Origin of the sequence: Acidipropionibacterium jensenii, assembly GCF_005890135.1 — a bacterium.
Lineage (GTDB): Bacteria > Actinomycetota > Actinomycetes > Propionibacteriales > Propionibacteriaceae > Acidipropionibacterium > Acidipropionibacterium jensenii.
This window is the reverse complement of record NZ_CP040635.1, coordinates 1,669,956-1,682,586: the sequence shown is the minus strand read 5'-3', so window position 1 is coordinate 1,682,586 and position 12,631 is coordinate 1,669,956. Positions and strand designations below refer to the sequence as shown.

Here is a 12,631-nt window from a genome sequence, read left to right as displayed (position 1 = left end):
ACCTGCGTGTGTGCACCAGCGGTGCACCTGAGCTGAGCCGGCCGGGGGCGGCCAGCAGGTGGGCCCGGCCGCCTTGGCCGGGCCCACCGATACCGCTAACTCACTGCGCGTACTTGCCGTGCGAGGCCACCAGGGCGCTCACCAGGTTCGCGGAGTTCTTGTCCTGGTAGTACTTGCTCATCGCGGTGTTGATCTCCGAGCTCCAGGCCAGCGAGACTGCGGCACCGTGTGCGATCGAGGAGACGATCTTGGTGTCGGGGGACTTGAAGTCCTTCATCGCGGACTGCTGGTAGGGGCTGAAGCCCTCGGGCGAGATGTCGGTGCGAGGAGGGATGGACCCCTTGACCTTGTTGAAGGTGGTCTGGGCGTCCTTGGAACCGACGAACCGCAGCCAGTCCTTGGTGCCCTCGGGGTTCTTGGTGCCGGTCGGCAGGGTGAACGAGTCGGCCAGGAAGTCGAAGATGTTCTCCTTGCCGGGCATCGGGAAGGCATCCCAGTCGGTCTTGTAGGTCTTGTTGCGCATCTCGAACTGCGCGACCGCCCAGTCGCCCATCACGTTGTAGGCGGCCTTGCCGTTGGCCACCATGTCGGTGGCGTTGGGCCAGTCGTCTCCGTCGGAGGCGGTGTTGGCGAAGCTGAGAGCCTTCTTGTACTGCTCGATGGAGGCCTTGACGCCGTCGGAGTCCCACTTGCCGTCCTTGGTGAACAGCTTGTTGTACTCATCGGCTCCCAGGTTGGAGGCCAGGATCGACTCGAAGAGCTCGGTCTGGGTCCAGGTGCCGCCGATCGACAGCGGGGTGGAGACGCCGGAGGCCTTGACCTTGGCCATGTCGGCCAACCACTCGTCGACGCTCTTCGGGGTGCTGGTGACGCCGGCCTTCTTCAGCACGGCAGTGTTCGACCACACCACATTGGCGCGGTGGACGTTGACCGGCACCGAGTAGATGTGGCCGTCGACGGTGAGTCGGTCGAGCAGGGTCTTGGGGAAGACCGACTCGCCGCCGACCTCCTTGATGATGCTGTCGACGGGCTCGACCTGGTCGTTGTCGATGTAGTCCATCAGCTCGGCACCGGCGTGACCCTGGAAGGATCCGGGCGGGTTGCCGTTCTTCAGGTCGGAGGCCAGCTTGGCCTTCGCGTTGGAACCAGATCCACCGGCCACCGCCAGGTTCTGGAAGGTGTCGTTGGGGTACTTCTCCTTGAACATCTTCTCGAGGGCATCCAGGCCCTTCTTCTCGGAGCCGTCCGCCCACCACGTGAAGACGCCGACCGTGCCTCCGGCGCCACCCGCCTTGGGGGTCGAGGCCGAGGTCTCATCGGAACCAGCCTTCGTGCTGCTCGATGATCCGCACGCCACGGTGCCGGACAGCACCAGAAGCGACGCAGTCGCGAGCGCCGCCAGTCTCTTGCCACGCATCAGAAATAACCTCCCGGTCACATCGAGACATCCATGTCTCGTTCCGGACTGCCTTGTCCGGCCACGCCGATTCTGACAGACCCCAGACAGCTCGGCAAACAAAATGGTGACGTTATCATGACATCGTGACCGTCCCGTGATCTTTGGCACCCCGGGGGCCCGGAGAACCGGTGCGACGCGGAGCCGACGACTACTGGTAGGCCTGCACCCAGCGGCGCATCTCGGCGAAGACGCCGGCGCGCACCGAGGGGGCCGACAGCACCAGGTCGTGGAGCCCGCCGGTGACCCTCACCAGGGTGAGATGACGGCCCAGGTGCACCGAGGCGGCCGCCAGCCGGGAGACGTCCAGCACCGTGTCGGCGCCGCGCATCGTCTCGCTCCAGGTGGCCGACAGGTCGCTGCGGGCCGACAGCAGGGTGAGGATCGGCACCTCGATGCCCAGCCCCTGCTCGACCATCGCATGGCCGGCCAGGACGGCATTGAGCCATCCGGCGCGCACCACGAAGGCGTCACCGTGGGACTTCTGGAAGGGGATGGCCCACTCCCCGCCGAACTCCCGGCGCACCGACCGCGAGTAGTTGTCGTGGCTGGGCAGCGGCAGCACCGTCGTCGCGGAGGCCTGGCTGACGGCCCGGGTGACCGGGCCGGCCATCAGTCGGGTCATCGTCGAGCCCTGCAGGTCGATCCACGGCGAGTTGAGGATGATGCCGCTCGCCCGGTGGGGATGACGGGCCATCCACAGCGGGAGGATCAGGCCGCCGGTGGAGTGGCCCATCAGGGTCACCTCGTCGTGGTCGGCGCCGATCAACGACATCGCGGCGTTGATCTCCTGGTCGTAGTCGACCAGATCGGGGATCCAGCCCGCCATCTGACCGTCGACCAGGTTGCGGCCGTAGCGCCGCAGCTCCAGTGCGTGGAAGTCCATCCCCCAGGACTCCACCTCGTCGGAGAGGTGCGCCTGGTAGAAGCAGTCCGACCAGCCGTGCAGGTACAGCAGGGCCCGTCGTCGTCTGGGCGGATGGGGGCGGATCAGGCTTGCGGTCAGCAGTCCCTCGGGATCACCGGGAACCTTCGCTGCGCGTGGCAGAGCGATGCGTGCCCACTCGAAGCCGGGCACCACCGGATCTGCGATCCACCTCATCGGGACTCGGGGGACCCCTGTGACCAGATCACCGGAGGGTGACCGGAGTCACTGATCGTCCTCGCCGTAGTGGGAGTACTTCTCAGCCAGATCGGCGTACTTGTCGGAGAGCTCGTCTTCCTTGCCCGGGTCCTCACGCTCACGGACCTTGTCGCCCCTCAGCTCGCGCTCCAAGGATTCAAGATCCATATCAACCGAGCGATACTTCAGATCTCGAGCAACCTTGGTCTGCTTCGCCTTTGCACGGCCGCGCCCCATATGGGTCGACCCCCTCGCCTCGTTGGCCGCGGCATTGCCGCGCGCATGTCATCTACTGTCGTGACAGACAGGCTACCCGAGCCAGCGCGAGGACACCAAAGCACCCGGTCTCACAGACTCCGGTAGTCCCCCACAAGCTGAACGGCGCCGGCGTCATCGTGGCCGCGGGAGGACATCGAGCCGCACTGCCAGGCCGTCAATCCTCGTCCGGCCAGGAACGTCACCGCGGTCTCGACCCGGTCGGCGGGAAGCACCACGATCATCCCGACGCCCATGTTGAGGGTCTCCTCGATGTCGGGTCGGGAGATCCGGCCGACCTCCTGGACGAGCCGGAAGATCGGCGCCGGCGCCCAGGTCGAACGGTCCACGGTGGCCTCGAGCCCGTCGGGAATCACCCGGGCCAGGTTGTTGGCCAGCCCTCCCCCGGTGATGTGGCTCATCGCGTGCACCTCGACCGCTCCGATCAGCGCCAGCAGGTCTGCGGCGTAGACGGTGGTCGGGGTGAGCAGCTCCTCGCCCAGCGACCTGCCCAGATCGGGCACCACCTTCTCCAGTTTCCAGCCGGCCTGGCCGAGCAGCACGCTGCGAACCAAGGAGTAGCCGTTGGAGTGCAGTCCCGAGGAGGCCACCGCGAGCAGGGCGTCCCCCTCGACGATCCGGTCGGGACCGAGCACGGCGTCCTTCTCGACGGCCCCGGTGGTGGCCCCTGCGACGTCGTACTCCTCGGCGGCCAGCAGCCCCGGGTGCTCGGCGGTCTCCCCGCCCAGCAGCGCGCAGCCGGCCTTCTCACAGGCCTGGGCGATGCCCTTGACGACATTGGCGATCCGTTCGGGACGGACCCGCCCACAGGCGATGTAGTCGGTGACGAACCACGGTTCGGCGCCCACCACCACGAGATCGTCGACGAGCATCCCGACCAGGTCGAAGCCGATCGTGTCGTGGACGTCCATCGCCTGGGCGATGGCCACCTTGGTGCCCACCCCGTCGGTCGAGGTGGCCAGCAGCGGATGGCGGAAGTGGGCCAGGGCGGAGGCGTCGAAGAACCCGGCGAAGCCGCCGAGGCCGCCGATCACCTCGGGGCGGGCGGTCTGGGCGACGTGGGCCTTCATGAGTTCGACGGCCCGCTCCCCCGCCTCGATGTCGACCCCGGCACGGGCGTATGCCGAGGGCGTACCGGAACCGGCCTGTGCTGATTCGGGAGATGTCGGCCCGGGAGATGAGGGCTGGGTGGATGACGACTGGGAGGGTGGGGTCATGACGGGTCCTCCTGAGGAGCTTCGGGAAGCGTGGCCTGGTGGTCACGTCCGGTGGCCGAGGGCGAGTCGGCGAGCAGGTGGTCGGCCTCGGGAGGCACCTGCACGGGGTAGACGCCGTCGAAGCAGGCCCGGCACAGATCGTCCTTGGGCACGTGGGTGGCCTGGATGAGTCCCTCGAGGCTGACATAGGCCAGCGAGTCGGCGCCGATGGAGGCGGCGATCTCCTCGACCGACAGGCCGGCGGCGATCAACTGGGCCCTGGTCGCGAAGTCGATACCGTAGAAGCAGGGCCACTTGACCGGCGGTGAGGAGATCCTCACATGGACCTCCTTGGCGCCGGCCTGGCGCAGCATGGCGACGAGCTGGCGCTGGGTGTTGCCGCGCACGATCGAGTCGTCGACGACGACCAGTCGCTTGCCCTCGATGACGTCCCTCAGCGGATTGAGCTTGAGCCGGATGCCGAGGTTGCGCAGCGTCTGGGAGGGCTGGATGAAGGTGCGTCCGACGTAGGAGTTCTTGACCAGTCCCATGCCGTACTTGATGCCGGACTCGTCGGCGTAACCGATCGCCGCCGGGGTCCCGGACTCGGGGACCGGGATCACCAGATCGGCGTCGACGGGGGCCTGCTGGGCGAGGATCTTGCCGACCTTGACCCGGACATTGTGAATCCGCCGGTTGGCGATGATGGTGTCGGGACGGGCCAGGTAGACGTACTCGAAGATGCAGCCCTTGGGACGGGCGGTGGCGAACCGTGCGCTACGCAGCCCGGCGGCGCTGATGGTGATGAGTTCGCCCGGCTCGACCTCGCGGACGAAGGTGCCCCCGACGATGTCGATGGCCGCCGTCTCGGAGGCCACCACCCAGCCGGTCTCCAGTCGTCCGAGCACCAGCGGACGGATCCCCTGGGGGTCCCGGGCGGCGCACAGCATGGTGTCGTCCATGAAGACGATGCTGAAGGCGCCCTTGAGGACCGGCAGCACCTTCATCGCGATCTCGTCGATCGGACCCTCGTAGGTGGCCATCAGGGCGCTCATCAGGGCGGTGTCGGAGGTGGAGTCCATCCGTTCCTTGTGCGGGACCGAGGCCTCGGGGTCGCGAGCCCGGATCAGCTCCTCCAGCTCCTCGGAGTTGGTGAGGTTGCCGTTGTGCGCCAGGGCCAGTCCACCGCCCCCGGGCCGGGAGCGGAAGGTCGGCTGAGCGTTGTCCCAGACACTGGACCCGGTCGTGGAGTATCGGGTGTGGCCGATCGCCAGACTGCCCTTGAGGGTGTCGAGGGTGGGTCCGTCGAAGACCTGGGAGACCAGTCCCATGTCCTTGAAGACCATCGTGCGCCGGCCGTCGGAGACGGCCATCCCGGCCGACTCCTGACCGCGGTGCTGGAGGGCGTACATCCCGAAGTAGACGAGGGTAGCGACCTCCTCGCCGGGGGCGTACACCCCGATGACGCCACAGGCGTCCTGGGGTCCATGGTCCTGGGGGTCGAGATCTGCAGTGAGATGTCCGTCAGCGCGGGTCACAGGTACAAGCTATCTCAGCCGGAGCACCCGGTCAGTCGGTGACCACCGTCGGCCGGCCCGGGTGCTTCCTCGGATCGTGGACGCGGGGCGCGGGGGTGACCCGCCGGGCGACCAGCCAGCCCAACAGGCAGGCGATGGCTCCGGCGCAGACGGTCACCGCGTAGGCGGGGGTGTGTCCACCCCAGTCGGCCAGCTGTCCGGCGATCGAGGCGCCCAGCGAGTAGCCCAGGCTGGTGGTGGCGGCCAGCACGGTCATCGCCGCGCCGATCCGGGAGGGCCGGGCAGCCCTCTCGGCCACCGAGTAGAGAGTGATGAGGTAGGGGGCCACCGCCAGTCCCAGAACCAGCAGCTCCGGGAGCAGGCCGCCCAGGGTGTTGACCGCCAGTAGCGGCAGGGTGAGGACCGCCAGGGCGGTGGCGAAGACCCGCCAGCGTCCGACCAGTCCCACCCGGTGGGCGAGCCTGGGCAGCAGCAGCCCGGCCGTCGCACTGCCGATCGACAGCACGGCGTGCAGCAGACCGGCCAGGCCGGGCCGGCCGGCCGCGGTGGCCAGGGTGGTGGTGCCGGTCTGCACCGACCCGAAGATCACGCCGATCATCAGCAGCCCGAGGGTGGCGGCCAGCACACCGGGGGTGAACAGCCTCTCCCGGGTCGGGCCCGAGGAGCTCCCGGCCGCCGCCGAGCGGGCTGAAGCAGCTCTCGCGGTGGCCTTGACGAGTCTCACGGTGGGGTGGACGGCGAACCAGGTGCCGAAGACCAGCAGCATGACTCCCGCCACGACGATCGCCCAGACCGGTCCGAGGGCCACCGCCAGCACTCCGGTGAGGGCCGGCCCGAGGGCGAAGGAGGCCTCGTCACCCGATCCCTCCCAGGCGAAGGAGGTCTCCAGGATGCCGGCCCGCTGAGCCGGCCGAGCGGCGGCGATCTGACGCCACCGGACACGGGCCATCGTGCCGATCTGGGGCATGAAGAAGCCGGCCACCGCGCCGATGGCGGCTACCACCGGCCAGGGTGCGCCGATCACCGCCACCACCGCCTCGACGATCAGCGCAATCCCACCGGCCATCGCCTGCAGAATCATCAACCCCCGCTGGCCGCGACGGTCGGTGAGCCCGCCGAACAGGGGCGAGCCGATGGCATTGGCCAGGGCGACCGCCCCGGCCGCGATGCCGCCGGGTCCCATCCGGCCGGCCACCATCGGGCTGGAGACCAGCAGCATGGTGCCGAGCTGGCTCATCGCCAGGGGCAGACGGGCGGCGAATCCGACGGCCACGAAGGTGGCGCCGGAGTACGAGAACAGGGTGCGGTAGCGGATCGCTGCCATGAAACTCCTCAGGGTGCGCTGCAGTTCACGTCCCCCCACCCTTCTGAGACGCGGTACCACCCCTGCCTGACGGCGTGACACCTACAGTACGCCGGCCCGCCGCCTCCGGCCTCCCCCAGCTCCCCGCGCGGCCCCGGAGTGCCCCAACCAATTACGTGCGGAACATGTACGGGCTCGCAGCTCCCCGCGCGGCCCCGGAGTGCCCTCAGACGCGTCTCTTGCGGGGACACCCCCGGCCAGCAGCCTTCCGGTCGGGGATGTCAGGAGCGTCCCGGAAGGTCCGCCAGACCGGTCAGCAGCAGCACCTCGGTGAGGATCGCCCGGCGGAAGTCGCCCAGGTGCAGGGACTCGTCGATGCCGTGCATCCGCGAGTCCGGGTCGGTCACCGCGGTGACCAGCACGGTGGCCTCCGGGAAGGTCTGCTGGAGATCGGTGATGAGCGGGATCGCCCCTCCGCAGCCCATCTCGACCGGCTCGTGACCCCACGCGATCCGGAAGGCCTCCTCGGCCACCTGGCCGGCGGGTCCGCTGATGCCGATGAGTCCGGGAGCACCGATCTGTCCGGCGCTGATGCTCACGTGTGCGCCGAAGCCGACGTGGCTCTCCAGGTGACGGGTGAGGGCCTCCAGGGCCCTGCCGGCGTCATCCCCGGGGGCGACCCGCAGGCTGACCTTGGCCCGGGCCGCGGCGGGCAGGATGTTCACCGCCTGGGCCACCGGGGTGGCGTCGATGGCCAGCACCGAGATCGAGGGTCTGGTCCACATCCGCTCGACGAGGGATCCGGTCCCGGTCCACTCGACCCCGTCGAGAATGGCGGTCTCGGCGCGCAGCCGGTCCTCCGGGTACTCCAGGTCCGGGGCCGGGTAGGACCCGAGGCCCTCCACCGCGACGTCCCCGTTCTCGTCGTGGAGGGTGGCCAGCAGTCGGCACAGGGTGGTGAGGGCGTCGGGCACCACCCCGCCGAACTGTCCGGAGTGCAGCGGGTGGTCGAGGGTGCGCACCTCCACGGTGCAGTCGGCGACCCCGCGCAGGCTGGTGGTCAGCGAGGGGACGCCCTGCTCCCAGTTCACCGCGTCGGCGATGACGATGACGTCGGCGGCAAGCTCGCTGCGGTGCGCCGCGATGATGGCGGCCATCGACGGGGAGCCGATCTCCTCCTCCCCCTCGATGAGCAGGGTGATCCCCACCGGCGGGCGGTCGCCCAGGGCGCGGATCGCCGCCAGATGAGCGGCGACCCCGCCCTTGTCGTCGGCGGTGCCGCGACCGTAGAGCCGGTCTCCCCTTCGGGTTGCGGTGAACGGCTCGGATCCCCAGGCCGACAGGTCCCCGGTGGGCTGGACGTCGCCGTGGGAGTAGAGCAGCACGGTGGGCGCACCCTCGGGGGCCGGCCAGTGGGCGATGACGACGGGCAGCCCCTGCCCCTCGGTGACCACGGCGACGTCGGCGGCCCCTGCCCGGGAGGCAAGGTCGGCGATGTGCTCGGCATTGGCGACCACCTGGTCGGGGTTCAGGGAGCTGACGGAGGGGATCGCGACCAGCCGGGTCAGCTCCTCGACGGCAGACTCCATCACGGCGTCGACCCTGGCCTCCAGCTCACTGCTGTGCTCGGCAAGATTCATGGCCACAGCCTAGAAGTCCGGCCTCGGCCGCGGCCACCGGAGAGACTCCCCGGTGGCCGGGGCCGACCGCCGTCCGGTCGGGGCCGAAGCCCGCCGGGGCCGGCCGGAAGCGACTGCTCAGTGAGCCTGGTCGCCGGTGGGCTCTGCGGACCTGCGATCTCCTCCCATCGCGTTCAGCAGCGGAGTGATGATGTCCATCGGCAGCGGGAAGACCACCGTGGAGTTCTGGTCCGCCCCGAGTTCCAGCAGGGTTTGGAGATAGCGCAACTGCAGCGAGGCCGGGCTCTGGGAGAGCACATCGGCAGCCTGCTTGAGCTCCCCGGAGGCCTGGAGCTCACCGCGGGCATTGATGACCTTGGCGCGCCTCTCGCGCTCGGCCTCGGCCTGGCGGGCCATTGCTCGCTGCATCGCCTCGGGGATCTCGACATCCTTGATCTCCACCACCGAGACGTCGACCCCCCAGGGCCTGGTCTGGACCTCGATGATCTCGCGGAGATCGTGGTTGAGCTGCTCGCGATGGGCCAGGAGAGTGTCCAGGTCAGCCCGTCCGAGCACGCTCCGCAGGGTGGTCTGAGCGATCTGACTGGTCGCCACCGCATAGTTCTCGACATTCATCACGGCGTCCCGGGAATCGGTGACGTTGAACAGGACCACCGCATTCACCCTGGCCGGGACATTGTCCTGGGTGATGATCTCCTGGGGCGGGATGGTCAGGGTGACGGTCCGGGTGTCGACCCGGACCAGCTTGTCCAGGCCGGGGACGATGAAGACCAGCCCTGCCCCGTGCAGAGGCCGCAGTCTGCCGAGCCGGAACACCACGGCACGCTCGTACTCGGGGATGATCTTCAGGCAGGTCACCAGTATCCCGACCACCAGCATCACCAGGGCGATGGTGGTGAACAGCCATTCCGTGTGATTCATCGCGGGCCTCCGGTCCGTGTCCGGGTGGCCCGGGAGCCACCCTGTCGAGTACTCCCGGTGGACCACCGCGAGCTGTACCGCCTGATCAACTGCTCGGCCTCGTCGGAGGCACGGTCGGTGAGCGGCTGCCCGTGCACCCCTCGGGTCACCGCCCGCGAGCGCGGCCCGGGAATCTCGTCGAAGCCGGCGTCCAACGGCACCGAGGACTCGATCGGGATCTCATCGGGGATGTCGACGGGACGGGTCCGCAGCGATCTGACCATCGGCAAGGCGACCAACCCCACCACCGCGATGGTGGCCAGCAGGGCCACGTACTCGGCGGTGGTGCGGGCCATCAGGAGCATCCCGGCCGGCAGCGCGAGCCCGGCGATCAGGATGCACAGGCTCATGCCGCGGTGGAAGGTGCCGGCCTCCGAGTAGGGCCAGGGATCCACCGGAGCGGTGATCTCCCTGGCGCTGACCCCCGGTGCACAGGAGTCCTTGACCGGGCAGCGTCCACAGATCTCGTGCTGACCGCGGTATCGGATCACTCGTTTGACCGGGTCGAAACTGGCCGGCCACAGCCAGTGGTCCTCGTGGCACTTCCAGGCGCCGTGGGAGTCGTGGAAGACGAAGTTGGCCGTCTTCCACTCCCGGGAGCGCCTGGCGCTGCGCCGTCCGAACAGATCGAGCAGCCAGGCCACCGCGATGAGCAGGACGGCGTAGCCGCACACCAGGAAGATCTGGACCGGAGCGGTCATGACTGCGCCCCGCCGGGACCGGTCGGAGCCGGATCGGCCACCGGTCCGGCCTGCCCGCCCTCGGGCTTGTCGACGGTGAACAGGCTCTCCACCGGCAGCTCGTCGACGGTCTTGCCGTGCTTGCGGTGCCGCCAGCCTTGGAAGGCCATCCACAGGAACGGCAGGACGCCGCCCACGATGAAGATGATGTCCCCGGGCATCCGCATCCACTCCAGGACCGAGTTGCGGTGATCGGTGATGTAGTTGAGGGAACGGGCCTCGAAGTACCCGGCACCGACTGCGTGGTAGAGCTGCAGCAGGCCGAGCGGCAGCAGGGTCACGAAGACCATCCAGACCAGGCCGATGTTGGTCGACCAGAAGGAGATCTTGGCGAGCCGGTCGTTCCATTTCTCCTCGGGGATCAGGTACCTCAGCGCGAACATCCCCAGCGCCAGGGCGAGCATCCCGTAGACACCCATCATGGCGCCGTGGGCGTGGTTGGCGGTGAGAGCGGTGCCGATCTCGTAGTAGGACACGATCGGCAGGTTGATGATGAACCCGAAGACGCCGGCCCCGACGAAGTTCCAGAAACCGACCGCGACCAGGAACATCACGCACCAGCGGTGCGGGAAGGGGGTCCTCGACCGGGACTCCTGTCGTGCTCCCAGCTGCATGAAGGCCCAGGCCTCCACGGTGAGGAAGGTCAGCGGGATCACCTCGGCCGCCGAGAAGAAGGCGCCGACCGCCATGCTCGAGCTGGGCGTGCCCGAGAAGTACAGGTGGTGCATGGTGCCCAGCACCCCGCCGGCCGAGTACAGGATGACGTCCATGTAGATGATGGCCAGGGCCACCTTCTCCCGGACCACGCCGAGCATCACGAAGATGTAGGCGACCAGGACGGTAGTGAACAGCTCGAGGAAGTCCTCCACCCACAGGTGGACCACCCAGAACCGCCAGAACTCCGCCACCGACAGGTGGGTGCCGGAGCTGGCGAGCTGACCGACCGCGTAGAACATCGGGATCGACAGCGCCGAGAAGAAGAAGACCCAGGGCATGTTGCCGCGCGACTCCCCCTTGAGGCGGCCGCGGATCGACCTCCAGATGATGAACACCCACAGGAACATCCCGACCGTCAGCAGGGTCTGGAACACTCTGGGCAGGTCGAGGTATTCCCACTGCTGGCCGAAGAGCGGGCCGCGCGCCCAGGACACCCCGTAGATGGACAGCATCTCGGCCGCCAGGGAGCCGAAGACGACGATGGCCACTGCGCCGAGCAGTACCCCGGCCCACCGGCCCTGGTGCCTGGGCTCGCGACCGGAGATGAACGGTGCCAGGAAGATGCCACCGGCCAGGAAGGCCGCCGCCGTCCAGAACAGGGAGAGCTGGACGTGCCAGGTGCGGGCCAGGTTGTAGGGGAACCAGCTGGCCAGGTCGAAACCGAAGAAGCTGGTGAGATCGGAGCGGTAGTGCTCAGCGGCGGCCCCGCAGATCGTCTGCATCAGGAAGAGCGCGGCGATCACCAGGAAGAACCAGGAGCAGACCCGCTGGGACTTCGTCAGGCCGACATCGCGCGGTCGGATGAAGGACAGCGTCGGCACCTCGGACTCATGCCAGCCGATCTTCCGGCTCCATCGGCCGTAGATCGCGAACATGATGCCGGTGCCGCCGATCAGGACGATGAGAGACAGTGCCGACCACAGCACCATGTCGGCTGTCGGCCCGTTGTCCACCCGCGACTCGGAGGGCCAGTTGTTGGTGTAGGAGTAGTCGTGGCCGGGCCGGTTGGCGGCCGCCGCCCAGGCGGTCCAGGCGAAGAAGCTGGTGAGCTGCTTGGCCTGCACCGGGTCGGTGATGTTGTCGGCGAGCAGGCCCAGGTTGTGGGAGTTCTTGCCGAAGTAGTCGGTGTAGTAGCCGACCAGGTAGGAGTAGGCGGAGGCCTGTTCCGGGGAGAACACGAGGACCCCGGTCTTCTCGTCGTACCGGTTGGTCCGCCAGTCGGCCTTGTTGGCCTCGGTCGGGTCGTGGACGCCGGACTTCTGGCGCAGCTGGAGGGCGTGGTCGGCCGCCCGCCGCAGGTAGTCGGCGGTGAAGTCGGGGCCGAGGTAGCCGCCGTGACCGACGATCGAGCCATACTCCATCAGGCCGCGGTTCTGGAAGATCACCTGTCCAGCGGTGATGTCGGCCTGGCTGAACAACTCCTGGCCGGACGTGGTGGTGACTTTCTGGGGAATCGGCATCGAGTCGGTGTAGGTGCTCCAGGTGACGGCCCCCATGATGGTGAAGCCGAAGAGCATCACCAGGACCACGCCCTGCACCCAACCCTTGCCCACCACCATCGGCCGGCGCTGCGGCGTTGACTGCGAGCGCGCCTTCGAAGTTCTGGTCATGGGCAGGACTCTATATTATTGAGGACTCAATCCTGATAACTGTCCATGAGCAGTTCCCGACGAGTACCGGAA

The 12,631-nt window shown here is 68.3% G+C and carries 10 protein-coding genes; all 10 read right to left on the bottom strand.

The window, feature by feature from the left end; translation table 11 throughout:
- Positions 1-100: 100 nt before the first annotated feature.
- The 10 genes from FEZ32_RS07360 to FEZ32_RS07315 all read right to left on the bottom strand — a co-directional run bounded on the left by FEZ32_RS07360 (position 101) and on the right by FEZ32_RS07315 (position 12,559).
- Entirely contained in the window at positions 101-1,417 is a 1,317-nt protein-coding gene (locus FEZ32_RS07360) for an ABC transporter substrate-binding protein (protein ID WP_028703964.1), read from the bottom strand.
- A gap of 190 nt (positions 1,418-1,607) precedes the next feature.
- Positions 1,608-2,558 (bottom strand): alpha/beta hydrolase, encoded by a 951-nt coding sequence (locus FEZ32_RS07355; RefSeq protein WP_138680324.1) that lies wholly within the window; start codon positions 2,556-2,558, stop codon positions 1,608-1,610.
- A gap of 48 nt (positions 2,559-2,606) precedes the next feature.
- Positions 2,607-2,816, bottom strand: coding sequence for a DUF3073 domain-containing protein (locus tag FEZ32_RS07350; RefSeq protein ID WP_028703966.1), 210 nt, complete (start codon positions 2,814-2,816; stop codon positions 2,607-2,609).
- Positions 2,817-2,926: 110 nt separating this feature from the next.
- Entirely contained in the window at positions 2,927-4,072 is a 1,146-nt protein-coding gene (gene purM, locus FEZ32_RS07345; RefSeq protein WP_138680323.1) for a phosphoribosylformylglycinamidine cyclo-ligase, read from the bottom strand.
- Positions 4,069-5,589, bottom strand: coding sequence for an amidophosphoribosyltransferase (gene purF, locus FEZ32_RS07340; RefSeq protein ID WP_097798368.1), 1,521 nt, complete (start codon positions 5,587-5,589; stop codon positions 4,069-4,071). The genes purM and purF overlap by 4 nt, the downstream gene beginning before the upstream one ends.
- A 31-nt stretch (positions 5,590-5,620) precedes the next feature.
- Entirely contained in the window at positions 5,621-6,913 is a 1,293-nt protein-coding gene (locus tag FEZ32_RS07335; RefSeq protein ID WP_028703968.1) for an MFS transporter, read from the bottom strand.
- A 260-nt stretch (positions 6,914-7,173) separates the two neighbouring features.
- Positions 7,174-8,532 carry a dipeptidase gene (locus FEZ32_RS07330; RefSeq protein ID WP_028703969.1) on the bottom strand — a complete coding sequence of 453 codons (1,359 nt, stop codon included), beginning with the start codon at positions 8,530-8,532 and terminating at the stop codon, positions 7,174-7,176.
- Positions 8,533-8,649: 117 nt separating this feature from the next.
- Positions 8,650-9,453, bottom strand: coding sequence for a slipin family protein (locus FEZ32_RS07325; RefSeq protein ID WP_051238659.1), 804 nt, complete (start codon positions 9,451-9,453; stop codon positions 8,650-8,652).
- Positions 9,450-10,193, bottom strand: coding sequence for a hypothetical protein (locus FEZ32_RS07320; RefSeq protein ID WP_138680322.1), 744 nt, complete (start codon positions 10,191-10,193; stop codon positions 9,450-9,452). The genes FEZ32_RS07325 and FEZ32_RS07320 overlap by 4 nt, the downstream gene beginning before the upstream one ends.
- Positions 10,190-12,559 carry a nitric-oxide reductase large subunit gene (locus FEZ32_RS07315; RefSeq protein WP_244937825.1) on the bottom strand — a complete coding sequence of 790 codons (2,370 nt, stop codon included), beginning with the start codon at positions 12,557-12,559 and terminating at the stop codon, positions 10,190-10,192. The genes FEZ32_RS07320 and FEZ32_RS07315 overlap by 4 nt, the downstream gene beginning before the upstream one ends.
- Positions 12,560-12,631 lie beyond the last annotated feature (72 nt).